General features: G+C 71.3%; 22 protein-coding genes and 3 pseudogenes. 14 read left to right on the forward strand and 11 right to left on the reverse strand.

The window, feature by feature from the left end; all coding sequences use genetic code 11:
- Positions 1 to 136: 136 nt before the first annotated feature.
- The 3 genes from AB5J49_RS44955 to AB5J49_RS44965 all read left to right on the forward strand — a co-directional run bounded on the left by AB5J49_RS44955 (position 137) and on the right by AB5J49_RS44965 (position 1,867).
- Positions 137 to 856 (forward strand): TetR/AcrR family transcriptional regulator, encoded by a 720-nt coding sequence (locus tag AB5J49_RS44955; protein ID WP_369174638.1) that lies wholly within the window; start codon positions 137 to 139, stop codon positions 854 to 856.
- A 74-nt stretch (positions 857 to 930) separates the two neighbouring features.
- On the forward strand, positions 931 to 1,395 hold the full coding sequence (locus AB5J49_RS44960) for a pyridoxamine 5'-phosphate oxidase family protein (protein WP_369174639.1): 465 nt from the start codon (positions 931 to 933) through the stop codon (positions 1,393 to 1,395).
- Between the two features lie 79 nt (positions 1,396 to 1,474).
- Positions 1,475 to 1,867 (forward strand): VOC family protein, encoded by a 393-nt coding sequence (locus tag AB5J49_RS44965; RefSeq protein WP_369174640.1) that lies wholly within the window; start codon positions 1,475 to 1,477, stop codon positions 1,865 to 1,867.
- An 87-nt stretch (positions 1,868 to 1,954) separates the two neighbouring features.
- Here AB5J49_RS44965 and AB5J49_RS44970 read toward each other — a convergent pair whose 3' ends face one another.
- Both AB5J49_RS44970 and AB5J49_RS44975 read right to left on the reverse strand, forming a co-directional pair.
- A complete protein-coding gene (locus AB5J49_RS44970) occupies positions 1,955 to 2,275 on the reverse strand; it encodes a DUF4235 domain-containing protein (RefSeq protein WP_369174641.1) in 321 nt (106 codons plus the stop codon).
- Positions 2,276 to 2,305: 30 nt separating this feature from the next.
- The gene (locus tag AB5J49_RS44975) at positions 2,306 to 3,319 is read right to left on the reverse strand and encodes a glutathione S-transferase family protein (protein WP_369174642.1); all 1,014 of its coding nucleotides are present in this window, start codon (positions 3,317 to 3,319) and stop codon (positions 2,306 to 2,308) included.
- A gap of 120 nt (positions 3,320 to 3,439) precedes the next feature.
- Here AB5J49_RS44975 and AB5J49_RS44980 point away from each other — a divergent pair, with 120 nt between their 5' ends.
- Entirely contained in the window at positions 3,440 to 4,414 is a 975-nt protein-coding gene (locus AB5J49_RS44980) for a cation diffusion facilitator family transporter (RefSeq protein WP_369174643.1), read from the forward strand.
- A 172-nt stretch (positions 4,415 to 4,586) separates the two neighbouring features.
- On the opposite strand, the gene AB5J49_RS44985 is transcribed toward AB5J49_RS44980, so the two are convergent.
- Together AB5J49_RS44985 and AB5J49_RS44990 are read right to left on the reverse strand one after the other, a co-directional pair.
- The gene (locus tag AB5J49_RS44985; protein ID WP_369174644.1) at positions 4,587 to 5,036 is read right to left on the reverse strand and encodes a nitroreductase family deazaflavin-dependent oxidoreductase; all 450 of its coding nucleotides are present in this window, start codon (positions 5,034 to 5,036) and stop codon (positions 4,587 to 4,589) included.
- Between the two features lie 82 nt (positions 5,037 to 5,118).
- A pseudogene (locus tag AB5J49_RS44990) lies at positions 5,119 to 5,747 on the reverse strand (LysE family transporter).
- A gap of 310 nt (positions 5,748 to 6,057) precedes the next feature.
- Between AB5J49_RS44990 and AB5J49_RS44995 the strand changes: the two are divergent.
- Positions 6,058 to 7,266, forward strand: a complete 1,209-nt coding sequence (locus tag AB5J49_RS44995) for a cytochrome P450 (protein WP_369174645.1) — start codon at positions 6,058 to 6,060, stop codon at positions 7,264 to 7,266.
- Between the two features lie 42 nt (positions 7,267 to 7,308).
- The gene (locus AB5J49_RS45000; protein ID WP_369175462.1) at positions 7,309 to 7,509 is read left to right on the forward strand and encodes a ferredoxin; all 201 of its coding nucleotides are present in this window, start codon (positions 7,309 to 7,311) and stop codon (positions 7,507 to 7,509) included.
- Positions 7,510 to 7,518: 9 nt separating this feature from the next.
- On the opposite strand, the pseudogene AB5J49_RS45005 reads toward AB5J49_RS45000, so the two are convergent.
- Positions 7,519 to 8,245: pseudogene (locus tag AB5J49_RS45005) on the reverse strand (RNA polymerase subunit sigma-70); the annotation flags it as partial.
- A 68-nt stretch (positions 8,246 to 8,313) separates the two neighbouring features.
- Between AB5J49_RS45005 and AB5J49_RS45010 the strand changes: the two are divergent.
- Positions 8,314 to 8,664 (forward strand): annotated as a pseudogene (locus AB5J49_RS45010) (NAD(P)H-dependent oxidoreductase); the annotation flags it as partial.
- Between the two features lie 14 nt (positions 8,665 to 8,678).
- Here the strand turns inward: AB5J49_RS45010 and AB5J49_RS45015 are convergent.
- The gene (locus AB5J49_RS45015) at positions 8,679 to 9,230 is read right to left on the reverse strand and encodes a TetR/AcrR family transcriptional regulator (RefSeq protein ID WP_369174646.1); all 552 of its coding nucleotides are present in this window, start codon (positions 9,228 to 9,230) and stop codon (positions 8,679 to 8,681) included.
- A 108-nt stretch (positions 9,231 to 9,338) separates the two neighbouring features.
- Here AB5J49_RS45015 and AB5J49_RS45020 point away from each other — a divergent pair, with 108 nt between their 5' ends.
- The 3 genes from AB5J49_RS45020 (at position 9,339) to AB5J49_RS45030 (ending at position 11,383) form a co-directional block, all read left to right on the forward strand.
- On the forward strand, positions 9,339 to 9,797 hold the full coding sequence (locus AB5J49_RS45020; protein ID WP_369174647.1) for a DUF1348 family protein: 459 nt from the start codon (positions 9,339 to 9,341) through the stop codon (positions 9,795 to 9,797).
- A 9-nt stretch (positions 9,798 to 9,806) separates the two neighbouring features.
- On the forward strand, positions 9,807 to 10,340 hold the full coding sequence (locus AB5J49_RS45025; RefSeq protein WP_369174648.1) for a flavoprotein: 534 nt from the start codon (positions 9,807 to 9,809) through the stop codon (positions 10,338 to 10,340).
- 74 nt (positions 10,341 to 10,414) lie between these two features.
- A complete protein-coding gene (locus tag AB5J49_RS45030) occupies positions 10,415 to 11,383 on the forward strand; it encodes an aldo/keto reductase (RefSeq protein WP_369174649.1) in 969 nt (322 codons plus the stop codon).
- Positions 11,384 to 11,400: 17 nt separating this feature from the next.
- On the opposite strand, the gene AB5J49_RS45035 is transcribed toward AB5J49_RS45030, so the two are convergent.
- On the reverse strand, positions 11,401 to 12,222 hold the full coding sequence (locus AB5J49_RS45035) for a phytanoyl-CoA dioxygenase family protein (RefSeq protein ID WP_369174650.1): 822 nt from the start codon (positions 12,220 to 12,222) through the stop codon (positions 11,401 to 11,403).
- A gap of 63 nt (positions 12,223 to 12,285) precedes the next feature.
- Between AB5J49_RS45035 and AB5J49_RS45040 the strand changes: the two genes are divergently transcribed.
- Together AB5J49_RS45040 and AB5J49_RS45045 are read left to right on the forward strand one after the other, a co-directional pair.
- Complete coding sequence (locus AB5J49_RS45040; RefSeq protein ID WP_369174651.1) at positions 12,286 to 13,206, forward strand: helix-turn-helix domain-containing protein; 921 nt, start codon at positions 12,286 to 12,288, stop codon at positions 13,204 to 13,206.
- Between the two features lie 344 nt (positions 13,207 to 13,550).
- Positions 13,551 to 15,692 (forward strand): ricin-type beta-trefoil lectin domain protein, encoded by a 2,142-nt coding sequence (locus AB5J49_RS45045; RefSeq protein ID WP_369174652.1) that lies wholly within the window; start codon positions 13,551 to 13,553, stop codon positions 15,690 to 15,692.
- Positions 15,693 to 15,750: 58 nt separating this feature from the next.
- Here the strand turns inward: AB5J49_RS45045 and AB5J49_RS45050 are convergent, their stop codons facing one another.
- The 3 genes from AB5J49_RS45050 to AB5J49_RS45060 all read right to left on the reverse strand — a co-directional run bounded on the left by AB5J49_RS45050 (position 15,751) and on the right by AB5J49_RS45060 (position 20,195).
- Positions 15,751 to 16,977 carry an arsenic transporter gene (locus tag AB5J49_RS45050; protein ID WP_369174653.1) on the reverse strand — a complete coding sequence of 409 codons (1,227 nt, stop codon included), beginning with the start codon at positions 16,975 to 16,977 and terminating at the stop codon, positions 15,751 to 15,753.
- A 120-nt stretch (positions 16,978 to 17,097) separates the two neighbouring features.
- Positions 17,098 to 17,754 (reverse strand): DUF4232 domain-containing protein, encoded by a 657-nt coding sequence (locus AB5J49_RS45055; protein ID WP_369174654.1) that lies wholly within the window; start codon positions 17,752 to 17,754, stop codon positions 17,098 to 17,100.
- 56 nt (positions 17,755 to 17,810) lie between these two features.
- Complete coding sequence (locus AB5J49_RS45060) at positions 17,811 to 20,195, reverse strand: SpoIIE family protein phosphatase (protein ID WP_369174655.1); 2,385 nt, start codon at positions 20,193 to 20,195, stop codon at positions 17,811 to 17,813.
- A 143-nt stretch (positions 20,196 to 20,338) separates the two neighbouring features.
- Between AB5J49_RS45060 and AB5J49_RS45065 the strand changes: the two genes are divergently transcribed.
- Positions 20,339 to 23,446 carry a glycoside hydrolase family 2 TIM barrel-domain containing protein gene (locus AB5J49_RS45065; RefSeq protein ID WP_369174656.1) on the forward strand — a complete coding sequence of 1,036 codons (3,108 nt, stop codon included), beginning with the start codon at positions 20,339 to 20,341 and terminating at the stop codon, positions 23,444 to 23,446.
- Positions 23,447 to 23,651: 205 nt separating this feature from the next.
- Positions 23,652 to 25,895, forward strand: coding sequence for a glycoside hydrolase family 9 protein (locus tag AB5J49_RS45070; RefSeq protein WP_369174657.1), 2,244 nt, complete (start codon positions 23,652 to 23,654; stop codon positions 25,893 to 25,895).
- A 71-nt stretch (positions 25,896 to 25,966) separates the two neighbouring features.
- Here AB5J49_RS45070 and AB5J49_RS45075 read toward each other — a convergent pair whose 3' ends face one another.
- Complete coding sequence (locus tag AB5J49_RS45075; RefSeq protein WP_369174658.1) at positions 25,967 to 26,755, reverse strand: acyl carrier protein; 789 nt, start codon at positions 26,753 to 26,755, stop codon at positions 25,967 to 25,969.
- Positions 26,756 to 26,910 lie beyond the last annotated feature (155 nt).

Raw genomic sequence — 26,910 nt, forward strand, 5'->3', positions numbered from 1 at the left:
GCCGGTCTCCGCTCGCACCGGGGGCCCGGACGGCCCCGATGAGCGGACATGAAACTGTCCGGGGGGTTAACAGGTCAACGGTGTTGTCATAAGGTCTCGCCCATCGACCCCGGTTTCCCGGCCCACGGAGGCGCCCATGACCGACCGCGTCGTATCGCCCGCCACCCGGCAGCGCCGCCGCCCCACCAAGCAGGGTGTGGTCCTGTCCGCGGAACTGATCGTCGAGACGGCCCTGAGGCTCATCGAGGAGCACGGCGCCGACGCCCTCTCGGTACGCCGCCTCGGCCGCGCCCTCGGCGCCGACCCCAGCTCGCTGTACCGGTACTTCCGGCACACCGACGACCTGATGCTGGCCATCGCCGACGAACTCATCGGCCGCACGCTGCGCACCTGGCGACCCACCGGAGACTGGCGCGCCGACCTGCGGGACCTCGGCCTGCGTATGCACGCGGGGGCCCTCGCGCACCCACGGGCGGCCGTGCTCAGCGCGTACCGGGTGACCGGGCGGCCGTACGAGATCCAGGCCGTCGAGACCATCCTCGGCGTCCTGCGAGGCGCCGGTTTCCCCGACGCGGAGGCGGTGCGGATCTACCACGCCTACGTCGACCAGGCCCTGTCGTTCGGGGCGCTCGACGCGGCCGGTGCGGCGCTGCCGAGGGCCGCCCGGGAGGCGGAGACGGGCGTATGGCGGGCGACGTACGCTCGGCTGCCCGCCGACACCCACCCGAACATCGCCGCGACCGCCCGCCACCTCGTGGCGGACATGCGGCACAGCTCCTATCCGGCGGCTCTGGACCTGCTGTTGACCGCGGCCGAGGTGCGGCTGACGGAAATCCGGGGCCGGCCGGAAGGCTGACGTTCACACTGGGAAGGTCCGTCGACAGTTGTTCCGTCATGTTCCCTCACGTCCCGTCAGGAGGCCGTCCACCGATGACCCGCCCGCCCGCACGCCCCGCCAAGCAGCGCAAGCAGGACACCCTGAACCGACTGGAGCACGACGAGGACGTGTGGGTCGCCACGGCCGAGGCCGACGGGGGCGTGCCGTATCTGGTCCCGCTCTCCTACCTCTGGGACGGCTCGACCCTGCTGCTCGCCACGCCGTCCAACAGCCCGACGGGCCGGAACCTGCGGACGACCGGAAGAGCGCGGCTCGGTATCGGGCCGACCCGGGACGTCGTCATGATCGAGGGCACGGTCGACACGATCGCCCCTGCTCAACTGCCCGAGGCGGTGGCCGACCGGTTCGCGGCCAGGACCGGCTTCGATCCGCGGCAACTCTCCACGCCCTACCTGTACTTCCGCGTCCGGCCACAGCGCGTGCAGGCCTGGCGCGAGGCCAACGAGATCGCCGGGCGCGAGCTCATGCGGGACGGAGAGTGGCTGGTCGCGGACTGAAACGACCCCGTCGGGACACCCGTGAGCCACAGGGCGGCGGGACAGGGACGTCCAGCGCCCCGGACCTTTCGGAGGACTCATGCCACTGGTGAAAGCGGGCTTCGTGGTGCTCGACTGCGCCGAGCCGGAGAAGCTCGCCATGTTCTACAGGGAACTGCTGGACGGTGAGCAGACGGAGGCGACCGCCAACCGCGTGGAGATCAGGGGCGCCGACGGCACCCGGCTGGCGTTCCGCCGCGACATGAACGCGACGCCGCCGAGCTGGCCGCGACCCGAGAACTCCCTCCAGGCCCACCTGGACTTCGTGGTGGAGGACCTGGACGAGACGGAACGCAGGATCATCGGGCTCGGCGGCCGTCCCCTGGAGGCGAAGGACGCGGCGGGGCCGTACGAGGAACGCGGCTACGCCGACCCGGCCGGCCACTCCTTCACCCTGCGCCGCGTCGCCTCCACGGCGCCCAAGCAGGGCTGAGTCACCTCGGTTCCGGCCGGTCTTGCGGAAGTCCGGTTCCGGCCGGCCGGTATCGCGGAGGTTCCGGCCGGCCTTCCGTAAGTGCTCTCAGTCCCGCCCGCCCTTCTCACTGACCGGCCACACACCCGTCGAGCGTTCGATCGCCTTGGCGCCCGTGCGGTCCGCCAGGCTGCGGGCCACCGCGAAGAGGGCGCCCTGGACCGCGGCCGCCAGCAGGATCTCGCCCCAGCCGCGGTCCCGGTCCAGCGCGTCGGGGGCGTCCTCCTCGTGCCGTATCGCCATCCACGTCTTGCGGAAGGCGAGCCCCGCCAGGGCACCGCTCGCCCAGCCGAGCGCGAATCCCAAGGGCTTGTAGGCGAGGGGCAGCTTCATCTTCTTCTGCCTGTTCTTCTTGTTCTTGTCGGCCATGCGCGCCTGCGCCTCCTTTGTCTTCGTCGGTCAGGGCCGCCCCCGCGCCGGGATCCGCTCGGCCTCGGGAACCGGCCCGGGCGGTGTCCCGTCGCCGAACGGCCTGCCGCCCAGCTCCTGACGGTGGTGCGGCGTCAGCCACCCCCGCAGATCCGGTCCGAGGGGCACGATGCCGGTCGGGTTGATGCCGCTGTGCACCTGGTAGTAGTGCCGCTTGATGTGGTCGAAGTCGACCGTGTCACCGAATCCGGGCGTCTGGTAGAGGTCGCGGGCGTACGCCCACAGGACCTGATTTTCCGTCAACTTCCAGCGGTTGCACTTGAAGTGGCCGTGATAGACGGCGTCGAAGCGGACCAGCGTGGTGAACAGCCGGATGTCCGCCTCGGTGATCGTGTCGCCGACCAGATAGCGCTGCCCGGCCAGTCGTTCGGCCAGCAGCTCCAGCCGCCGGAAGAGACGCGTGTACGCATCCTCGTACTCGTCCTGGCCGGTGGCGAAGCCCGCCCGGTACACACCGTTGTTGACGTCCTCGAAGACGTCCGCCATCACGGCGTCGATCTCGTCCCGCCGGGCCTTGGGGTAGAGGTCGGGCGCTCCCTCGCGGTGCAGGGCCGTCCACTCGGTGGCGAGGTCGAGCGTGATCCGCTGGTAGTCGTTGGTGACGAGCCTGCCGCTGGGCACGTCCACGATCGCGGGCACGCTGACGCCGCCCGGGTAGTCGGTCTCCCGCCTGTCGAAGGCCTCGCCGAGGAAGCGGATGCCGAGCACCGGGTCGCGGTCGTCGGGGTCCAGCGTGAAGCGCCAGCTGCGGTCGTCCTGGATCGGGTCGGCGATCGCCAGGGACAGGGCGTCCTCCAGGCCGAGCAGCCGCCGGGAGATCACCGCCCGGCTCGCCCACGGACAGGCACGGCTGACCACCAGACGGTAGCGGCCCGCCTCGACCGGCCAGCCGTCCCGGGCGTCCGTGGTGATCCGGTCCGTGAAGTGGGCCTTCGACCGCTGGAACGACTTCCTCCCGTAGGCGGTGTTGCCCCCGCTGCTCATGACCGCGCTCCCTCCTGCCGTACGGCTGTGTCGTACGCCGGGTTCCCCAATCTCACCGGATCCCCCGAAATCCGCCGACGGCACGGTGTGAGTCCCATCGCCCGGGGCAGTCGGTGGAAAATGAGCAGGACGCCCAAGACACCCGAGTCGGACCGCAGGACCCGCGTCACCGTCCTGGTGGCCCTCGCGGCCAACCTCGTCATCGCCGTCGCCAAGGCCGTCGGCGGACTCCTCGCCCACTCGCCCGCACTGCTGTCGGAGGCGGGGCACTCCGTGGCGGACAGCATGAACGAGGTCTTCCTGCTGGCCGCGCTGCGCCGCAGCCGACGCCCCGCCGACGCCCGCCACCCCTTCGGCTACGGCAAGGAGCGCTTCTTCTGGTCGTTGCTCGCGGCCGTCGGCATCTTCGTGATGGGCGGCTGCTTCTCCTTCTTCCAGGGCATCGAGGCACTGCGCAGCGGCGCCGAGGAGGAGGAGTTCGGCGGCTATGTGGCGGGCATGGTCGTGCTCGGCGTCGCCTTCGTGGCCGAGGGCCTGTCGCTGGTGCGGGCGCTGTACCAGGTGCGTCGGCAGGGCGGCGCGGTGGACGGGCTGCGCGATCCGGCGTTGCGCACGGTCGTCGCCGAGGACGCCACGGCGGTGCTCGGCGTGACCCTCGCCCTCGCCGGCATGGCGCTGCACATGATCACCGGGCAGGTCGTGTGGGAGGCGTCCGCCTCACTCGCGATCGGCGCGCTCCTCGTCTACGTCGCCTACCGGCTCGGACGCGACGCCCGCGACCAGTTGATCGGGCGGGCTGCCGACCCCGAGGCCGACGCCAGGATCCGCGCGTTGCTGGAGGCACAGCCCGAGATCGACAGCGTGGAGGCGCTGTTCACGATGCAGACGGGCCTGGAAACGGCCCTGGTGGCGGCCCGGGTCGACCTGATGCCCGGCCTCGACAGCGAACAGGTCGAGGAGGTCGCCGTCCGCATCAAGCGATCCATCGGCCACACCGTCGCCGAAGCGGACCAGATCTTCCTCGATGTGACCGAACGCTCCGCACGCGAGGCACAAGGAAGCCCCGCCGCGACGGGGGAGCGCGGCGGGGCCTGACGCACGTGTGCCCGGCGAACAAGGGTTCATGCGTACTGGGTGAGAAAAAATTTCCGAAGGCCGATCAGCCCCCGGCCGATCAGCCCCCGGCCGATCAGCCCCCGGCCGGGGCCTCGCCGAGCCCTCCGGCCGAGGCCCGCCGAGGTTCCGGCTCGAAGCCCGGCCGGCCCGGTCAGTCCCCGTCGAACGGCTCCAGCACGAAGACCGGGATCACCCGGTCCGTCTTCTCCTGGTATTCGGCGTACGGCGGATACGCCACGACGGCCCGCTCCCACCACTCGTCCTTCTCCGCGCCGGTGATCTCGCGGGCCCGCATGTCCTGCTTCACCGGCCCGTCCTGGAGCTCCACCTGGGGATCGGCCTTGATGTTGTGGTACCAGACCGGGTGCCTGGGAGCACCGCCTTGCGAGGCCACCACGGCGTAACGCCCCTCGTGCTCGACGCGCATCAGCGGCGTCTTGCGGATCTTTCCGCTCTTGACGCCCCGGGTCGTGAGCAGGATCACCGGCATCCCGGTGTCCATGAGGGTCGTACCCTGGGTGCCGCCGGAGCTCTCGTACAACTCCACCTGGTCGCGTACCCACTTGGTCGGGCTCGGCTCGTACTCGCCGTCAAGAGGCATGGCCTCGGTCCCATCGTCGTGTCCTGGTGCTGTCTTACGTCCCTCTTCAACACGCGCAGGCGCCTGATTCATCCTGCCGCGACTACACCAGCATCCGCACCGCCAGCGCCAGGATCACGCCGCTCGACACCAGCGCCGTCAACAGCCGCCCCCGCTGCCCCGTCAGCACCCGCCCCAGCAGCGCCCCGCCTCCGGCGAGCAGCACCTGCCAGCTCGCCGACGCGACGAACGCGGCCAGCACGAACACGCCCTGTTCCAGGGGCGGTACGGCATCCGTCGCGCGGGTGCCGAGGACGAGAGCGGTGAAGTAGATGACCGTGGTGGGGTTGAGCACGGTGATGCCGAGCAGTGCCAGGTAGGCGCGCGCCGGGCTTGGGGGAGGGGGCGTGGAGCGGCCACGGTGGTGCGGCGGTGGTCGCGGCGGTGGCGTACGGCGATGACGGCGCCGCGTACCGCGAGGACCGTGAGGACCAGGGCGGAGGCCCAGCGCAGCGGCACCAGTACCGGACGCAGCGCGGCGGCCAGGGCGGAACCGCCGAGGGTGGCCACCAGGGCGTAGAGCCCGTCTGCGGTGGCGACGCCGAGCGCGGCGCAGACCCCGGTCCGCAGGGACGTACGGGCGGTGAGGGAGACGAGGTAGGTCGCGACCGCGCCGACCGGGACGGCGATGCCGTAGCCCGCGATCAGCCCCGCGACGAGCGCGGCGGTCACGACGTGGGAAGCGTGGGCCTCCACGGACGGCCGGGCTGCTGCTGGAACCGCACCGGACGAACGGTGACGGTCGGCGGCAGGAAGGCGGTGGTCGTAGACATGGCCGGATTCTGCGGGTGGCGGCTGCCCTCCGACAAGCGAATTTCGCCGGAGAACCGGCCGGACGTCTCCGCGACCGAGGCTCTGTACGACGATCTCCGGCCAGATTGCCCGTGCGCCTGATCTGGCCGAACTTGGCGTCGTCCCATTAGGTGCCCCGGGCATCTAATGAAGATCGGCACGACGCACTCTTCGTCTGCGAGGTCTTTCGATGACGGACATGACGGAATCGCACACCGTCGCCTTCCCTCAGAACCGCACCTGTCCGTACCACCCACCCACCGCCTACGACCCCCTGCGTGAAACCCGCCCACTGGCCCGGATCACCCTCTACGACGGCAGCCTGGCCTGGCTGGTCACCGGACATGGCCTCGCCCGTACCCTGCTGGCCGACCCGCGGCTGTCCTCCGACCGCGCCCGGCCCGGCTTCCCGGCGCCCAACGCCCGGTTCGCGGCGGTCCGCAACCGCAGGAGCGCCCTGCTGGGCGTCGACGGCCCCGAACACCGGGTCCAGCGGCGGATGATGGTTCCCAGCTTCACGCTCAGGCGGGCCGCCGAGCTGCGCCCGGAGATCCAGCGGATCGTCGACGAACGGCTCGACGCGATGATCGCCCAGGGAGCCCCCGCCGAGCTGGTGAGCGCCTTCGCGCTGCCCGTTCCCTCGATGGTCATCAGCGCCCTGCTGGGCGTCCCCTATGCCGACCACGACTTCTTCGAGGAACAGTCCCGGCGCCTGCTGCGGGGTCCCAGGGCCGAGGACACCATGGACGCCCGCGACCGGCTGGAGGCGTACTTCGCCGAGTTGATCGACCGGAAACAGAAACAGCCGGAGCCCGGCGACGGCGTCCTGGACGAACTCGTCCACCAGCAGTTGCGCGACGGCGAGCTGGACCACGAGGAGCTCATCGCCCTCGCGACCATCCTGCTGGTCGCCGGCCACGAGACGACCGCCAACATGATCTCCCTCGGCACCTTCACCCTCCTCCAGCACCCCGACCGCCTGGCCGAGTTGCGTGCCGCCCCGGCGCTGCTGCCCGAGGTGGTCGAGGAACTCATGCGGATGCTGTCGATCGCCGACGCCCTGCTGCGCGTCGCCGTCGAGGACATCGAGACGGCCGACGGGACGATCCGGGCGGGCGACGGCGTGGTCTTCTCGACCTCGGTCATCAATCGCGACGAGGCCGTCTACCCCGACCCCGACACCCTGGACTGGCACCGCCCCACCCGCCATCACGTCGCTTTCGGCTTCGGCATCCACCAGTGCCTCGGCCAGAACCTGGCCCGCGCCGAGATGGAGATCGCCCTGCGCACCCTCTTCGACCGGCTGCCGAACCTGCGCCTGGCCGTCCCCGCGGAGGAAATCCCCTTCAAACCCGGCGACACGATCCAGGGGATGCTGGAACTCCCCGTGACCTGGTAAGAGGCTCCGGTCATGCAGAACGAAACGCGCGAAACGCGCCACATGTACATCGACATCGACCACGACCTCTGCGTCGGCGCCGGACAGTGCGCCCTCGCCGCCCCGTCCGTCTTCACCCAGGACGACGACGGCTTCAGCGCCCTGCTGCCCGGCCGGGAGGACGGCGGCGGAGACCCGATGGTGCGGGAGGCCGCCCGGGCCTGCCCGGTCAGCGCCATCACCGTGTCGGAAACGGGGAGTTGACGCCGGCGCATCTAGCACGGCACGGTCGAGCCCGCACAGCCGGGCGGGGTCGGCGATCACCTCGTAGGAGCTGATCCGCCCGCCCCGCACGGTGGCCGTGACGATGTACAGCAGCCGTCCGCGCGGGGCGACGACCAGGCCCACGTCGCCGCCCACGAGCGCCGGCACCGCCAAGCGCGCCCGGTCGCGCAGGAGCACCGTGCCCTCCGCGACCGCCCGGGCACCCCGCAGCTCCGCCGCCACGCCCGGCGGCAGGGCCGCGGGGCCGGCAGTCCGAGCAGTGCCCCCAGGTCACCGCCCCGCGCGGCGGCGAGGAACGCCTCGACGACCTGCCGGTGCAGGGACCTGTCCACGACGCGGCCCACCTGGTCGAAGGGCACCCCGAACAGGTCGTGCAGCACGAAGGCGACCCGCTCGGCCGGACCCAGCCGGTCCAGGACGACGAGCAGGGCGAGTCCCACCGAGTCGACCGGCTTCGGCGTGACGAGCACGGCCTCGTCCTCGGGAACGGCCCCGCCACCCGACTCCGGCGCCTCGTCCCCGTACAGCTCCTCGCGCCGTGCGGCGCGGGACCGCAGAATGTCCAGGCAGATGCAGGGGAGACGTCCGTCGTCAGCCGGCCCGCCAGATGGACGATGCCGTCGTCACCCGCGCGGCTGAGCCGCAGCCAGGTCTCCTGGCCGGCGTCCTCGGCCTCGTCGAGCGGACCCACCATCCGATACGCGACCGCGCGCAGTTGTCCCCGCTGGGCCTATAACCGCCTTGCCAGTTCGTCCGCGCCGTCCATCGGTCACCTTTCGCCGTCGTGTTCCGTCACTCCTGCGACAAAGGGAGTGGCGGCTCACCCTGCCCCTGCTCACCGAACTGAGGTCCGCGTACACGGTGTTGCTCGGCGTCCCGATGTACAACTTCTCCGTGCCCGGGTCCCTGAAGGCCTGGATCGACCGGGTGACCTTCCCCGGCGCGTTCGCGGACCCCGACAGCGGCGAGAGCCTGCTGCGCACAACCCGCGTCATCGTGGTCATGGCCCGCGGCGGCGGATACGGCCCGGGTGCCCCGCTGGAGCACTGCGACTTCCAGACGCCGTACCTCCGGGCCTACTTCGGCCGACTCGGCGTGGCGCCGGACCACCTCCACCTCCTCGCCGCCGAGCTGGCCACCGCCTGACCTCAGTGCGCCGCCAGCAGTGACCGCGCCGCCTCCCGGGCCTCGGCCGCCGGCCGCGTACTGCCGGTGATGCCCGCCGTGACCATGGCGCCCTCGGCCAGCAGAAACAGCGGCCCGGTCAGCGCGTCGGGCAGCCCCGCCCCCGCCACCAGCGAGGCGAGGTAGTCGCGAAACGCCCGCTTGTGCGCCCGGACCTGGTCCGCCACCCGCTCGGAGCGGGCGCCCAGCTCGCCGTACGAGTTGATCCACGCGCACCCGCGGAAGTCCGCCGCGCCGAACCACTCCTCCAGCCAGTCGAAGACGGCGAGGAGCCGCAGCCCGGGGTCGGCCTGTCGCTCGACGTAGGTGGCGAGCTGCCCGCGCCAGCGCACGTCGCGCCGCTCCAGATACGCCTCCACCAGCTGCTCCTTCGCCGGGAAGAGCTGATAGAGCCGCTTCAGCGAGACCCCGGACGCGCCCCGGATGTCGTCCATGCCGACGGACTGTATGCCGCGCCCGTAGAACAGCTCCTCCGCGGCGTCCAGTGCCTGCTCCCGGGCGGTTGCGCTGTCCATGTACGACCACTCCTTGACGCGAGAACGTGCGTTCTCCTACGGTAGCAGTCACGTGGAGAACGATCGTTCTCCGTTTGCTCGCACCGCCGTTCCGTCCCGGAGGACGCCATGACCGACCGCCCGCCCCTGCCGCCGTTCACCCGCGAGAGCGCCGCACAGAAGGTGCAGCCCGCCGAGGACGCCTGGAACACCCGCGACCCGCACAAGGTGGCGCTCGCCTACTCCGCGGACTCGGTGTGGCGCAACCGCGACACCTTCGTCACCGGCCGCGCAGGGATCGTCGAGTTCCTCACCTCGAAGTGGGCCCGGGAGCACGAGTACGCGCTGCGCAAGGACCTGTGGGCCTTCGACGGCAACCGCATCGCGGTCCGCTTCCAGTACGAGTGCCGGGACGCCGACGGCCGGTGGTGGCGGTCGTACGGCAACGAGCTGTGGGAGTTCGACGAGCACGGGCTGATGACCCGGCGCGAGGCGAGCATCAACGACGTACCCATCGAGGAGCAGGAACGCCGGATCCACGGCCCGCGCCCCGACGCCGAACGAGGCCTGTCCTTCCCGCTTGAGTAGGGTTCGCGGGTGACCGAACAGGACGAGCGAGCGCCCTTTCTCTACGTCGTCGTATGCGCCGCCGGCATCGCCACGGACGTCGGCAAGCTGATCACCGCCGCGCAGGAGCGCGAGTGGCAGGTCGGGGTCATCGCGACGCCGCTCGCCATGAACGGCTTCTTCGACACGGCCGCCGTCGAGGCGCAGACCGGCCGCCCGATCCGCTCCGCCTGGCGTCGCCCCGGTGAAGCACGGCCCTTCCCGGAACCCGACGCGGTCGTCGTCGCCCCGGCCACCTTCAACACGATCAACAAGTGGGCCGCCGGTATCGCCGACACCCTAGCCCTGGGCACCCTGTGCGAGGCGTACGGCCTCGGTGTCCCCATCGCCGCCCTGCCCTGCGTGGCCGACGCGCTGGCCGCCCATCCCGCGTACCAGGACAGCCTGATACGGCTGCGGGGGATGGGCGTGCGCTTCGGGCAGCCGTACGCCGGCGAGGTGGGGGAGGACGGCAGGCGCCCGGAGTTCGGGTGGGAGCGGGCGCTGGACCTGCTGGACCGGTGACGGAACCGGCCTCGCCCGCACCCGACCACGTACGCTCCCCCTGATACCCCACCCCGAAGGCAGGAGCAGCAACGATGCAGTACGTGAAGCTCGGTTCGACGGGCCTGGACGTGTCGCGGATCTGTCTGGGCTGCATGACCTACGGGCTCCCCGACCGCGGCGTGCACGAGTGGACCCTCGACGAGGAGGCGTCGCGGCCACTGATCCGGCAGGCGCTGGACGCCGGGATCAACTTCTTCGACACCGCCAACGTCTACTCCGACGGCACCAGCGAGGAGATCGTCGGCAAGGCGCTGCGCGACTTCGCCCACCGGGACGAGATCGTGCTCGCAACGAAGGTGAACGGCCGGATGCGGCCCGGCTCCAACGGCGCCGGCCTCTCCCGCAAGGCCATCATGTCCGAGATCGACCACAGCCTCGCCCGCCTCGGCACCGACTACGTCGACCTGTACCAGATCCACCGCTTCGACCCGCACACCCCGGTCGAGGAGACGATGGAGGCCCTGCACGACCTGGTCAAGGCGGGCAAGGTGCGCTACATCGGGGCGAGTTCGATGTACGCCTGGCAGTTCTCCAAGATGCAGTACACGGCCGAGCGGCACGGCTGGACCAAGTTCGTCTCGATGCAGAACCACTACAACCTCCTCTACCGCGAGGAGGAGCGCGAGATGCTGCCGCTCTGCGCGGACCAGGGCGTCGGCGTGCTGCCCTGGAGCCCGCTGGCCCGCGCCCGACTCACCCGGGACTGGGGCACGGTCACCGAGCGCAGCGCGGGCGACAACTTCGGCAGCCGTCTGTACGTCGACAGCGACCGCACCGTCGTCGAGGCCGTCACCCGCGTCGCCGACGCACGCGGCGTCCCGCGCGCCCAGGTCGCCCTCGCCTGGCTGCTGCACCAGGACACGGTGGCGGCCCCGATCATCGGCGCCGCCAAGCCGCACCACATCGAGGACGCGGCCGCCGCGGTCGAACTGGAGCTCAGTGAGAAGGAGTTGGAGGAGCTCCAGCAGCCGTACGCCCCGCATCCGGTCATCGGTCACTGACCGGCGCCGCCGACGGATCAGTGTGGCCCGTGCGGTGCGAACTCCGTGCCGCACGGCCCCGCGCCCTCGCTGTGCGGCAGTGGGACGCGGCCGCCACTCATCGTCAGCGTGCGGTAGTACTCGCCGATCCGCTCGGTCGAACGCCCCACGTAGTGCCCGATGAACGACCGGCGGAAACGATCCTCCGTACGGTTGGGCTGCGAGCCGTGCACCAGGCTGCCGTTGAAGAACAGGACGTCCCCCGGCTCCATGTCGACGGGTACGGCCTCCAGGCCGGGCGGCGGCGGGACGTACTCCCGCGCGAAGGACACGTCGGCGTCCGCCGTCTCCGGGCAGAACAGGTCCATGGCGTGGGTGCCGGGGACGACTTCGAGGCCACCGTTGTCCCGGTCGATCACATCGCACGCGATCCACGCCGCCACACACGTGCCCGGCTCGACGCGGAGATAGAAGTTGTCCTGGTGCAGGGCCTGCCCCCGGGCACCGGGCGGCTTGAAGTAGAACATGCTCTGCGCGGCCAGCACCTCCTCCCCGAGCAGCACCTCCAGCACACCGCGCAGCCGAGCGTCGAGGAGGACCCGCAGCGACAACTCGTCGATCTCGTGCGGCTGCATCACCCGGGGATGCACCCGTAGCGGGTCGCCGTCCGACGGCCGGGGCTCGAAGTGGCCGGGCACCGGCCCGGCCGCGTGCAGCGCCGCGAACCGCTCGCGGAGCCGGTCGATCTCGTCGTGGCCGAACAGTCCGCGTACGACCGTGAAGCCGTCGTCGCGGAACTGGCGGAGCCCGGTCTCGGGCAGGATGGGGGCGCCGGTGGCGCCGATGTCCGTGGCTGTCATGCGTCCACTCCTCGGTCAGGTGCGCTCACCCGGCCACGCTAGGCCGATGCCCGCCCCAGGAGGATGACCGTGAGCGCTGACGGATTGCCCGAGACTGCTGCCCCCGGCGATCCCGCCCCGCCGCCGGGCCTGGTGGTGGTCGGGCACTTCGACCAGCCGCCGGGGTACGGCATCGACCGGCCGCGCGGCGCGGACAGCTGGCTGTTCACCTGGACCACCGGCGGACGGGGCAGGCTGCGCCACGCAGGCACCGAGGCGCGGGCCGGGGCGGGGGATCTGGTGGTCCTAGCGCCGGGCGTCCCGCACGGCTACGGCGTCGAACCCGGCGCACGGCACTGGGAGTTCTGGTGGGTGCACTGCCAGGCCCGCTCCTCCTGGCAGTCCTGGCTGCGCCCGTACGACACCGGTGAGGGGATGTACGCCGTCACGCCGACGCCGGACGCGGTGCACGGCCGCGTCGAGGCGGCCTTCCGCCGGATGCTCGCCGATGCCCGCTGGACGGGGACGGGCGCGCCGCCCGCGTCGGCGCCGGGGGAGGAGCCGGTCGCGGTGGCGCACGGCACCGCGGCCCGCGAACTCGCCCTGTGCGCACTGGAAGAGGTCGTCCTGCTCACCGCCGGCACCGCGCGGACGCCCCCGTCCCACCCCGGCGTCGACGACCGGGTGCGCCGGGCCGAGGCGCTGATCGCCGCCGATCCGGGTGCCCCGCACTCGGTGCGCTCGCTCGCCGAGCACGTCGCGCTCTCGCCCTCCCGGTTCGCCCACCTCTTCACCCGGCAACTCGGGCAGTCACCGATGCGCGCGCTGCGCGAGGCGCGTCTGCGGCACGCCGCCCGGCTGTTGGAGACCACCGGCCTGTCCGTGGAACGCGTGGCAGCCGCTTCCGGGTTCGCCAGCCCGTTTCACTTCAACCGGGTGTTCCGCGAACGGTACGGGATGCCGCCCGGCGCGTACCGGGCGAGTGGCCCAATGGTTGGCGCATGAACTGTGAAGGCCGGGTGTAGGCGCGTGTGCCCGTATGACCAGGTGAAAAGGTGGGGACGCGGCCGTTCAATGGTTTTCACGGCGCCCCGAAGAGCGTTGAGTGAATACCATTTCCATTGCCCTGCTGATGTGCCGTAATGCCTGCGATCGGCTGTTGACCAATCGTCAAATACTGATTGCCGTACGCGTAATGCACAAAAAACTGGAATCGCTTGTTCCCTGTGGCTGACCTGTGCAAAGGTGTGCCTCGCTCCCACACGCCCCATGCTTCACAAGAGCCGCGCCCGGAGCATACTCGTTGGTATGAACCATTTAAGCCGCATGCCCTCCGGAGGAATGCCGTCGTGCATGACGCAGGCCTGTCGAATTCCCCTCGCGACGCCCGCCTCTTCGAAGTGACCGACGCTCAGCTGAGCGCAGAACTGAAGAAGTGGACGGGGGCGACACCGGCACTCCACCCCGTCGGTGAACTCCTCGACCGGCACTGGGAAGCAGGCTTCGCCTACGCGCGGCTGTGCACCGCGGACGCCCGCTCCGCCGGCATGCTCACCACTGCGGCATTCACCCGGCTCTTCGGCGAGACACTGCGGCAGACCGGACCGACGGCGGCGTGGCGTCCCCAACTGCTCGTCACCGTGCGCCGTATCGCGGCGGAGTGGGACACCGACCGCCGACAGGAACTGCTCCACCCCGAGCTGCGGACGGAGCCCGGCAGCGGGGAGCGCCTCTCCGCCCGGCTGCTGCCGCCGGCCGACCGCCGCCTGCTGTCCGGTGCGTTCCAGCGGTTGCCCCAGTCCGCCCGCTGCCTGCTGTGGCACAGCGAGGTCGAGGCCGAACCCCTGGCGATACCCGCCGGACTCCTCGGCCTCGACGAGGAGGACGCCCGTGTCGAACTCGGCCGGGCCGACGAGCGTCTGCGCGAGGAGTGCCTCCAGGTCCACCGCGAACTCGCCCCGGAACAGGAGTGCCGGCGCTACCTGCGGATGCTGGACGTGACCTGCCGGCGCGGCTCAGTCGACGTCGACCCCGACCTGCGCGAGCACCTGGACCGCTGCGGGCACTGCAGCGACACCGCGGGCCAGCTGCGCTTCTTCAACGCGGGGCTCGGTGCCGCACTGGCCGAGGCGGTGCTCGGCTGGGGCGCGAGAGCCTATCTGGAGGCGAGAGCGAGCCAGGCCGAGAAGCCCGCCGAGGCCGGGCCGGCGCCGACAGCGGCGATCGCGGGCGAGTCCTTCTTCTCCGAGGCCGGCACCTTTGCCCCTGCCGCGGATGCCTTCGCGGACGAGGGTCGCGCGCCTGCGGCAGAGGACTTCGCCTCCGGGAGCGAGCCTCCCGCGCCCGCTCAAGGGGCGCCCGCCCCGGCGGGCCGGCCCTTCTCCGCCGCGGACGTGGTCGCCCCGCCCGCACGGACGGGCCCTCGGCGGGCACGCCGCACCGCACGCCGGACCGCCCCGCGCACCGACGCCGGCACCGCTCCCGGTCCGGGCGCCCCGCGCGGCTTCTCCGGCCGCGCCGCCCTCAAGGCCACCCGCCGCGCCGCCCGGCGCCGCAACCTCACCGCGGCCGTCGCCACCGTCTGTGCCCTGGTCGTCCTCCCGCTCGTCGTCGGGTCCGTCATCGGCTCCGGAGACGGTTCCGCTCCGACCGCGGGCGACCGCCCCTCCGAAGCGTCCGGCTCGAACGAGGGCTCCGCCAGCAGCAACCCGTCCTGGGCGGGCGCCGCCGAGGCCGCGAAGGGCGATCTGCGGGGCCGCCTCTACAACATCGGATCGGGGCTGTGCGTCGGCATCGTCGGCGGGAAGGCCGTCAAGAACGCGGAAACCGAGCTCGCCACCTGTTCCTCGGCGGCAGACCAGCAGTGGGCGGACGAGACCGACGGCCTGCTGCGCAGCGGCGCGGAGCCCGATCTGTGCCTCGACTCCCACCTCGGCTACTCGGTCCGGCTGGCCCCGTGCGCGGGTGCCTCCGATTCCGACACCAAGAACGTCCGCTACGACTTCACCCTCCAGGGCACTCTGGTGCCTCGCTTCAACCAGGAACTGGCCCTCAGCCCCGCAGCCACGGACGGCTCGGGATCCCTGGTCCTCAAGACCCGTGACGACGAGGGCGACGCCCAGCACTGGGTGATCGACACATCGAAGGCCGAACTCCAGATGGAGGCGGTCAACTGGGACACGGTCGCCCGTACTCCGGAGCTGACGACGCCGAAGCCCACGCCGACCCCCACGCCCAAGCAGTCGAAGACACCGACGCCCACCCCGACGCCGTCCGCGACCCCGTCGACCGCGCAGCCGACCCCGGCGAGCCCGTACCCGACCGACTCGTACTGCTACTACTACCCCTACTCCTGCTCGTCGGACGGCCAGTACGGCGGGTCCGGTGGAGGGGGGTACGGCGGGGGAGGGTATGGCGGGTACGGCGGATATGGCGGATACGGGTACGGCGGTTATGGCGGTTACGGCCAGGGCGGTGGCGGTCGCGGCTGACCGCTGATCGCCGCCCCGGCTGATCGCTGCCCGGCTCGCGCGGCCGGTCTGCTAAGACTCAGCCCCCGACGAACTGGAGTGACGCCCACAGCGCCACCACGGCCGGGACAAGGGCGGCCGGCACCGCGAGCAGCCCGAGCCGGGTGAACTCGCCGACGGCGATCTCGTGCCCGTGCCGGTGCGCGATGCGTCGCCACAGCAGGGTGGCCAGCGAGCCGGCGTACGTCAGGTTCGGGCCGATGTTCACCCCGAGCAGCACCGCGAGCACCGCGCCGGGCCCGGCCGGGGCGGTCAGCGGCAGCAGGACCAGCACGGCGGGCAGGTTGTTGATCAGGTTGGCCAGTACGGCGGCCAGCGCGGCGATGCCGAGCAGCGCGGCCAGGCCCGAGCCGTCCGGCAGTACCTGCCGCAGCGCGTCGGCGAGCCCGTGGTCGACCACGGCGCGCACGACGACACCGAGCGCGAGCACGAACGCCAGGAACGCGGGTGCGGCGGCCCGCACCACGGTGAGCGGGGAGGCCCGGCGCCGTACGATCGCCCGCCCGGCCAGCACCAGCGCCCCCGCGAGCGCCACCCACGCCGGCTCGACGCCCACCGCCGAGGCCACGACGAACCCGGCCAGCGTGCAGCCCACGGTGACCAGCGCGAACAGCGGCAGCTCGGGGGCCTTGCCGGCGTCGGGCGCCTGGACCGGTGCCATCAGCTCGTCGGCGAACCAGCGCCGGAAGACCAGGTACTCGGCGCCGATCGCGGCCAGCCAGGGCAGCGTCATCAGCGCCGCGAACCGGGTGAAGCTCAGCCCGCTCGCCTCGAACGCCAGCAGGTTGGTGAGGTTGGACACCGGCAGCAGCAGCGAGGCCGTGTTCGACAGGTGCGCGCAGGCGTAGACGTGGGGTTCGGCGCGGACGCCCGCCCGGGCGGCGGTGGCCAGCACGACCGGCGTCAGCAGCACCACCGTGGCGTCCAGGCTGAGCACGGCCGTGATCGCCGAGCCGAGCGCGAACACCGCGGTCAGCAGCCGTCCGGGAGACCCCGCCGACCAGCGGGCCATCCAGGCCCCGCAGGCCCAAAAGAGCCCCTCGACATCGCAGAAGTGGGCGAGGACCAGCACCGCGGCGAGGAAACCGACCACCGGCCCGAGCCGCTCCACCTCCGCCCAGGCATGCGCCGGCGAGATCACCCCGGTCGCGATCGCCACCCCGGCGGCCGGTACCGCGACGGCGGCCTCCGGAAGGCCGAACGGGCGCAGAACGGCCCCGAGCAGTACGGCGATGAGCAGGGCCACGGACAGTGCTTCGGCGAGCGGGGCGTTCAGAGCGGGTCCTTCAAGACGTGATCGAAGACGTGCCCGCCCATGAAAACAGGCTGCGGTAAGAGCACTGCGAGCGCCCCCGGCCGGGAGTGATCAACCGCCAGTGCCGGGCTGGACCACGGTCACGAAGACCGAGGACTCGTTTCCGGCCACGGGCACCGCACCGGCCGTCCATGCCACCTCGATCGAGTCCCGCTCGTCCGGCGGTGTCACGAGCAGCGCCTTGGGCGTGGCCGTACGGGCCCCGCTGATCTCGGGGCTGGCGAAGGTCAGCCCGGCCCAGGCGCTGCGGCCGGGGGCCAGTGTGACGGTGGTGGGTGTGTCGGCAGAGCGCTTCGGGTCCGGGCCGAGTTGCCTGCCGGACGCGTCGACGAAGGCGGCGCCCGGATAGCCGCGCACGGTGCAGGTCCGGTCGGCCGTGTTGGTCAGCACGATCGGGAAGTTCCGCTGACCGGCCCCCGGGCTGGGGCGGCCGATGGCGGCGCGCAGCTCGGATGTGTGGCACCGCGTGGTGGAGCCGGTCGACTCGGTCGCGGGGCTCCCGGTGCCGGCCGTGCTCGGCTCGGTCGTGGGTTTCCCGCTGCCGGCGGTGCCGGGTTCGGTCGTACGGCTGCTCGTGCCGGCCGGTGTCTGGACAGCGCCCGACGAGTCGGCGCCGTTGTCGCAGGCGGCCAGCAGGGCCACCAGCGCGACGGCGCTCACCAGGGGGGTCGCTCGCTGTAAGGGCTGGAATGCCCGTGCACGTCCCATGTTGGTGACGAATCCCCGTTTTGCCGCCGAGTACTCAATGTTCTCCCGCCGACTGCTCACTCCTCGTCGAGGAGCCCGATCTCCGCCCAGATCGTCTTGCCGTCCGCCGTGTGTCTGCTGCCCCAGCGCTGGGTCAGCTGAGCGACCAGCAGCAGGCCGCGGCCGCCCTCGTCGAAGATCTTGGCGCGGCGCAGATGCGGTGCCGTGTGGCTGGTGTCGGACACCTCGCAGATCAGCGTGGCCGCGTCGTGGATCAGCCGGAGGCGGATGCCGGGGGTGCCGTAGCGGATGGCGTTCGTCACCAGCTCGCTCACCACCAGCTCGGCCGTGAACGACGCCTCGCTCAGGTTCCAGGTGCCGAGCTGCTCCATGACCTGCTTGCGGATGGGCGCGACGAGCGCGGGGTCGGCCGGGATGTGCCAGGTCGCGACCTGCGAGGAGGGCAGTCCCTGGGTACGGGCCAGCAGCAGGGCCACGTCGTCGGCGGGGCCGCCCGGCGGGAGCAGGGCCTGCAGGACGTGGTCACAGGTCTCGTCCAGCGAGCCGGAGGAGGCCGAGAGTGCCTCGCGGAGCAGGGCATGACCGGTGTCGACGTCACGCTCGCGGCTCTCGATCAGGCCGTCGGTGTAGAGGGAGAGCACGGTGCCCTCGCGCAGTTCGAGCTCGGCGGACTCGAACGGCAGCCCGCCCAGACCGAGCGGCGGCCCGGCGGGCAGCTCGATCTCCTCCGGTTCGCCGCCCGGCGGCACCATGACGGGCGAGGGGTGGCCGGCCCGGGCCAGCGTGCAGCGCCGGGAGACCGGGTCGTACACCGCGTACAGACAGGTGGCGCCGACCTCGCCCGGGCTGCCGTCGGTGCCCGCCTCCTCGGAGAGGCGTACGACCAGGTCGTCGAGGTGGGTGAGCAGTTCGTCGGGCGCGAGGTCGATGTCGGCCAGAGTGCGCACCGCCGTGCGCAGCCGTCCCATGGTGGCCGACGCCGCCACGCCGTGGCCGACGACGTCCCCGACGACCATCGCCACCCGCATCCCGGACAGCGGGATCACGTCGAACCAGTCGCCGCCCACCCCGGACCGCGCCGCCGGGAGATAGCGGGATGCCGCTGTCAACGCCGCGGTGCGCGGCAGGGACCGGGGCAGCAGGCTGCGTTGCAGGGCGAGGGCGGTCTCACGTTCGCGGGAGTAGCGCCGGGCGTTGTCGATGCAGACCGCCGCGCGTGCCGTGATCTCCTCGGCCAGCAGCACGTCGTCGGGGGTGAAGGGGGCGGGGTTCTTGAACCGAGTGAGCACGGCGACGCCGAGGGTGGTGCCGCGGGCCCGGATCGGTACGGACATCGTCGTGTGGATGCCGTACTCCTTGATCCGCGCGGCGCGTGCCGGGTCCCAGGCGAGCCACTGGGCGAGGTCCCCGGTCGACGTCGAGGCCACGATGGTGTGGGCCGCCAGCAGCGCGTCGGCCTGGGGTGACGGGGTGGGATACACATCCACACGTCCCAGCTCGGCCACGGCTTCGGGGTTGCCCGGGTTGACGGACCGGTGGGCGGCCCGGCGCAGGCTGACCGGGGCGCTCAGCCTGCCTGTGGGCGGCTCGCCGCCGGGCTCCGGAGGGTCCAGCAGGTCGACGCTCACGAAGTCGGCGAGCGCGGGAACACAGATGTCCGCCAGCTCCTCGGCCGTCCGGGTGACGTCCAGGGTGGTGCCGATACGGACGCTGGCCTCGTTCACCAGTTGCAACCGCTCCTGGGCCAGGTAGTGCTCGGTGAAGTCGTGCGCGGCGACGGACACGCCGTGCACCCGCCCCTCGCCGTCGGTGATCGGGGCCATGCGGGCCAGCCAGGCGTACGTTCTGTCCCCGCCGACCGGAACGTACGTCCGTACGTCGGTGCCACGGCCGGTGGTGAGCACGCGAAGGAGATGCTGCTCGATGTCCGTGCTCTGGGCTCTGCCGGTCAGTTCGGGCGCCCGCAGCCCGCGCACATGCTCCTCGGAGAGCCGCAGGACCTCCGCCATGACGGCGTTGATCCGGCGCAGCCGCAGCCGCTCGTCGTAGATCGCGATGGCACAGGGGGATTCGAGGAGACCGATGTTGTCCAGCGGGTCGTCGGGCGAACTCGGGCCGGCCCCTTCGAGCGGCGTGACCACGAGCCAGCGGTCGGGGCCGTCGGCGTTCGGCCGGAGGCGGTGAGCGAGCAGCCACACGGACACCACGCCGCCGTCGCGACGGCGCAGGGTGACGGTGCCGTCCCAGCGGTCGCCCTCCGGTGCGACGGATCCGCTCTGTCCCGCACCGGCCAGCAGATCCACGGCGGGCCGCCCCACGACCTCGGCGGGCCGGTGCCCCAGCAGCCGCTCGGCCCCGGCGTTCCACTCGACGAGATTGCCGTCGTCGTCGATGACGGCCCGGGCTGTCGCGGCGTCGTCGAACGGATACTCCGGGTTCATCGTTCCAGGCTAGTGCGTCGGCTGCCCCCGCACCCCGGAACTCCCGCGTGCACCCTTGACGGTATGGCGTGCCGCCCCGTCAGAATCTGTTTGTTCACGATCAGTTGTGAGTACTTCTGCGCCCTGATGAGGGAGAGCCGCCCATGACAGTCACTCGAAGATCGTTACTGTTCGCCTCCACGGCCGCCCCGGCGGCCGGAGCACTGCTGACCACCGCGACGGCACGGGCCGCCGAGGCCGCCGAATCCATGGGTGCCGGGTCCGGCCGCCGCACGGTGGCGTTGCGCGACGGCTGGCGCTTCGCCCTGGTGAACCCGGGCGGCCTCACCGACCCGACCGGCGCGTACGCGGGCGCCGCCGAGCCCGGCTACGACGACTCGGGCTGGCGCGAGGTCGCGGTGCCCCATGACTGGAGCATCGAGTTCGCGCCGACCACCGAGCACGGCACCACCAGCGGCACCGGCTTCTTCCCCGGCGGCCTCGGCTGGTACCGCCTCGCCTTCACCCTGCCGCCCGGCCTCGTCGGCAAGCGGATATCGGTGGAGTTCGACGGCGTCTACATGGACTCGTACGTCTACTGCAACGGCAAGGAGGTCGGCCGCCACCCCTACGGCTACACCGGCTTCGCCTACGACCTCACCGACCTCGTGCACACCGACGGCAGCACCGAGAACGTGCTCGCGGTCAAGGTGCACAACCGCCTCCCCAGCAGCCGCTGGTACTCGGGCAGCGGCATCTACCGCGAGGCCCGCCTCGTCGTCACCGAGCCGGTGCACGTGGAGCGCTGGGGCACGTACGTCACGACGCCGGAGATCACCGAGGAGCGGGGCGTCGTACGAGTGCGGACCGCGGTGGTGAACGCCTTCGGCGGGGGCACGGACGTCGAGGTCGTCTCGCGGATCGTTGATCCGGGCGGCCGTACCGTCGCCCGTACGTCCTCCACGGTCGCCGTCACCGACAAGGCGACCGAGACCCACGAACTCACCGTTGCCGACCCGAAGTTGTGGGACTTCGAGACCCCGCACCACCGCTACACCCTGAAGACCGAACTGCGCGTCGGCGGGAGAACCACCGACACCTACCGCACCACCTTCGGCTTTCGCACCTTCCGCTTCGACCCCGACGAGGGCTTCCACCTCAACGGCGCCCACAGCAAGATCAAGGGTGTCGACCTCCATCACGACCTGGGCGCCCTCGGTGCCGCCGTCAGCATCGACGCGATCCGTCGGCAGATGACCATCATGAAGTCGATGGGCGTCAACGCCTTCCGCACCTCCCACAACCCGCCCTCCCCGGAGATGATCCGGGTCTGCGAGGAGATGGGCATCGTGATGCTGGTGGAGGCCTTCGACTGCTGGCGCTCGCCCAAGACGCGCTACGACTACGGGCGCTTCTTCGACGAGTGGGCCGACAAGGACATCACCGAGATGGTGCTGGCGGCCCGCAACTCGCCGGCCGTCCTGGTGTGGTCGATCGGCAACGAGGTCTCCGAGTTCACCTCGGCCTCCGGACTCGCCATGGCCGACCGGCTCATCGCCGCCATCAAGGCCTCCGACGACACCCGCCCCGTCGTCATCGGCTCCCACCGGCACCGCAGCGTGCCCGCCCCGGGCTCCCCCGGCGACCTGATCCTGGCCAAGCTCGACGGCCTCGGCCTCAACTACAACACCGCCAAGTCGGTGGACGCCCTGCACGCCCGCTATCCGAACCTGTTCCTCTTCGAGTCCGAGTCGTCCTCCGAGACCTCCACACGCGGCGCCTACCAGGAGCCCGAGCGCCTCAACACCGGCGAGAACCACACGCCGGGCAAGCGGTCGACCTCGTCGTACGACAACAACCTCGCCTCCTGGACCATGAGCGGCGAGTACGGGCACAAGAAGGACCGGGACCGTAAGTGGTTCGCCGGGCAGTTCCTGTGGTCGGGCATCGACTACATCGGTGAGCCCACGCCGTACGACGTGTTCCCGGTGAAGGCGTCCTTCTTCGGCGCGGTCGACACGGCCGGCTTCCCGAAGGACATGTACCACCTGTTCCGGAGCCAGTGGGTCGACGAGCCGATGGTCCATCTGCTGCCGATGACCTGGAATCACCAGGAGGGCGACACGGTGGAGGTGTGGGCGTACTCCAACGTCGACACCGTCGAGCTCTTCCTCAACGGAGAGTCCCTCGGCGCGCGGACGTTCGACACCAAGAAGACCGTCGACGGCCGGCCCTACCTGGAGACGACCGAGGCGACCGGCGACGACAAGACCTTCACCGACGGTCCCTACCCCGGCAGCTACACCAGCCCGAACGGCAGCGCGGGCAAGCTCCATCTGACCTGGAAAGTTCCGTACAGGGCAGGGGAGTTGAAGGCGGTGGCCCGACGGGACGGCAAGGTGGTCGCCACCGATGTGCTGCGCACGGCCGGTGCACCGAGGGCCGTACGGCTCACCGCCGACCGCAAGTCCCTTGCCGCCGACGGCCGTTCGCTGGCCTTCGTGACCGCCGAGGTCGTCGACGCCCGGGGTGTGGTGGTGCCCGACGCCGCGGACCTGATCACCTTCGAGGTGACGGGCGGCTCGCTCGCCGGACTCGACAACGGACGGGAGGAGAGCGCCGAGCGGTACCAGGCCAGTACGCGTACGGTCTTCCACGGCAAGGCGCTGGCGATCATACGCTCGGGCACGAAGGCGGGCGCCCTGAAGGTGACCGCACGAGCCGAGGGCCTGCGGACGGGCAGCGTGACCGTGCGGACGACCCACGCCCGGTCCGCCGTGCTCACGCCGGCCGCGGAGTTCGAACCCGACTATCTGGCACCTTCCAACCACCCCTACGCGGACGCCAGTTACTCCGGCCGCCCGGACACCCTCCCGGCCGCCATGCTCGACGGCGACCCGGCCACCGGCTGGTCCAACGGCTTCCTCAAGGCGGCCACGGCCCTGCTGCCGGCCTTCGACGGAGCCCGGCCCGAGGACTGGGTCTCCGTGGACTTCGGCCGGACGCGGACCTTCGACCGGATGGAGGTCTCCTTCACAGTGGACGCCACACACACCTTGCCCGCGTCGGTCGTGGCCGATGTGTGGGACGGCCGACGGTACGTGCCGGTGGAGGGCGCGACCGTGGAGTGGGCCACCGCCTCGGACGCACCGACGGTCATCACCTTCGCCGCCGCACGCGGCTCGCGCCTTCGACTGACCCTGACCAGCGCTCACCCCGGGGAGGCTCGCGGGGCAATACGGATCAGCAAGCTGGAGGTACCCGCTACCTGAACTACGCCACAGTCCGGACAGACGGTTCTGCCGCGCCCCCAAGGGGCGCGGGGAACTGCGCGACCAGCCACAACGGCGCCGCAGTCGAAAGGTGACCGTCCGGACCGTTGACGGAGTGTCATACCGCCGACAACCATGGCTGCGTCCGCATCTGGGAGCGCTCCCACCACGAGCGTCACCCGCACCTCCCCCGAGGAGCCCAGACGTGAAACGACGCAGAACCACGCTGTTGTCCCTGACTGCCCTGCTGGTGGCGGGACTCACCGCACTTCCGGCCGCACCAGCCGGCGCGGAAGAGGTCGAGCAACTCAAGAACGGCACGTTCGACACCACCACCGCCCCGTGGTGGACGACCAGCAACGTCACCGCGGGCCTGTCCGACGGGCGGCTCTGCGCGAACGTCCCGGGCGGCACCGCCAACCGCTGGGACGCCGGCGTCGGCCAGAACGACATCGCCCTGGTGAAGGGGGAGTCGTACCGGTTCTCCTTCACCGCCACCGGCTCGCCCGAGGGGCACGTGGTGCGGGCGATCGTCGGGCTGTCGGCGGCGCCGTACGACACCTACTTCGAGGTGACACCGGAGCTGAGCGTCTCCGGGAACTCCTACTCGTACACCTTCACCTCGCCCGTCGACACCGCGCAGGGCCAGGTCGCCTTCCAGCTCGGCGGCAGCGCGGACGCATGGCGCTTCTGCATGGACGACGCCTCGCTGCTGGGCGGCGTCCCGCCCGAGGTGTACGAGCCCGACACCGGGCCGCGGGTGCGGGTGAACCAGGTCGCCTATCTGCCCGCCGGACCGAAGAACGCCACGCTGGTCACCGACGCGACGGAGAAGCTGCCCTGGCAGCTGAAGAACGCGTCCGGGGGTGTGGTCGCCCACGGCTGGACCGTGCCGCGCGGCACCGACGCCTCCTCCGCGCAGAAGGTCCACTCCATCGACTTCGGCGCCTACCGCGGGCAGGGCAAGGACTTCACGCTGGTCGCCGACGGAGAGGCGAGCCGGCCCTTCGACATCGGCACGGCCGCCTACGAGCGGCTGCGCCTGGACGCCCTGAAGTACTACTACACGCAGCGCAGCGGCATCGCGATCCGCGACGACCTGCGCCCGGGCTACGCCCGCCCCGCCGGACACGTCGGCGTCGCGCCCAATCAGGGCGACGGCAAGGTGCCCTGTCAGCCGGGCGTGTGCGACTACACGCTCGACGTCGCCGGCGGCTGGTACGACGCCGGCGACCACGGCAAGTACGTCGTCAACGGCGGCATCTCCGTGTGGGAGCTGCTGAGCACGTACGAACGTGAACGGCTCGCCCGCACCGGGGAGTCGGAGAAGCTCGGCGACGGCACGCTCGCCATCCCGGAGAGCGGCAACAAGGTGCCGGACATCCTCGACGAGGCCCGCTGGGAGCTGGAGTTCCTGCTGAAGATGCAGGTACCCGCGGGGCAGCCGCTGGCCGGCATGGCGCACCACAAGATCCACGACGAGCAGTGGACGGGCCTGCCGCTGCTGCCGAGCGACGACCCGCAAAAGCGCGAACTGCACCCGCCGTCCACCGCGGCGACCCTGAACCTGGCGGCGACGGCCGCGCAGGCGGCGCGCCTGTACAAGCCGTACGACAAGGAGTTCGCGGTGAAGGCGCTGGGTGCCGCCCGCAAGGCCTGGACCGCGGCGCTCGCGCATCCCGACCGGTACGCCTCCGAGAGCGACGGCATCGGCGGCGGCACCTACGCCGACAACAACGTCACCGACGAGTTCTACTGGGCGGCGGCGGAGCTGTATCTCAGCACGGGCCAGAAGGAGTTCGCGGACCACGTTCTCAACTCGCCGGTGCACACCGCCGACATCTTCGGCGCCCTCGGCTACGACTGGGCCAGGACGGCGGCAGCGGCCCGGCTGGACCTGGCGACCGTGCCGAGTGCTCTGCCCGGCCGGGACAAGGTGCGCCAGTCCGTGACCAAGGGCGCGGACGGCTATCTGACCACTCTGAAGTCACAGGCCTACGGCATGCCCTACGCCCCGACCGGCAACCTCTACGACTGGGGCTCCAACCACCAGATCCTGCACAACGCCGTCGTGATCGCCACCGCGTACGACATCACCGGCGCCTCGAAGTACCGTGACGGTGCGCTGCAGAGCATGGACTATCTCCTCGGCCGCAACGCGCTGAACATCTCGTACGTGACCGGCTACGGCGAGGTCAACTCCCACAACCAGCACGCCCGTTGGTACGCCCACCAGCTCGACCCGAACCAGCCCAACCCGCCGGCCGGCACGCTCGCCGGCGGGCCGAACTCCGGCATCCAGGACCCCTACGCACAGAGCAAACTCCAGGGCTGCGTCGGCCAGTTCTGCTACATCGACGACATCCAGTCCTGGTCGACGAACGAGCACACGATCAACTGGAACTCCGCCCTGACCCGGATGGCCTCCTTCGTGGCCGGCCAGGGTTAGACCGCGCGAGCCCGCCGTCGCGGAGGTGCGACGGCGGGCTCGCGGTGGTGCCGGGTGCCCTGGCGGGGGACTTACGGGGCGATGTTCAGGACGGGCAGGTCCTTGCTCACGCCCGCTACGTAGTAGTCCTTGGGCGCGGAGAAGACGACGAACTCGCGGTCGTCCTCGCGGATCCTGGTCCGGATGGTGAAGTTCCCGGCGGCATCCGTGGTGGTCTGCGCGTCGTACTGGCTCTCGAAGTACTGCCGCAGGAAGACCCGGGTCCCCGCGACCGGGCCGTGCCCGGCGGGCCAGGTGACCCTGCCCGTCACGGTGAGGCCGTCGCCGGGGCGCACGATGAGCTTGCTGACCCGGTAGGTGAGGGAGCTAGCGACCGGCTCGACCCTGACGGCGGTGTCCGCGAAGGCCATGTGGAAGTCGGTGGGGTCGGTGTCGTAAACGGCGCGGAACCGCACCTCGTGGCGCGGGGACAGGTAGCGGCTGGGCTTGTCGTCCCACCGGTCCGCCGGGACGTCCTCAAGGGTGAACCGCCCCTCGGCGTCGGTGCGGACGGTGCCCAGGCTGCGCGTCTCCCACTCCGTCGGGTCGATCGGGTCTCCCCACGGGTTCCAGGTCTTGAACAGCACCGACTCCTCGAGCTGGACCGGGGCGTCGGCGACGGCGGTGCCGTCGGGCCGGGTCAGTGTGCCGGTGAGGTCGACCGTGCGGTGGTCGTAGTCGGTCGTGGCGGTGCTGCTGGTGAGGGTCACCTCGTAGTCGTCACCGTCCGCCGCGTGGGCGGGCGGTACGAACACCACGGTGGCGGCCAGGGCGAGCGCGGCGACGGCGGTCGGTCGGGCGGCCGGTAAACGCATGTGCACGTGAACTCCGTTGCTGGTGCGGTCGGTTGTCGCGCCGGGAGCTGCGGGGGGTGCCGGCGTGGAATGTGACCCATGGGACCTCACCCGGGGTTGTACGGCCCGCCAGGAATGCACGCCCCGTACACATGGAGTTCTCTCTCCGGCCGCCTGCCGGT

This window comes from Streptomyces sp. R28 (genome assembly GCF_041052385.1).
Taxonomy (GTDB): Bacteria; Actinomycetota; Actinomycetes; order Streptomycetales; family Streptomycetaceae; genus Streptomyces.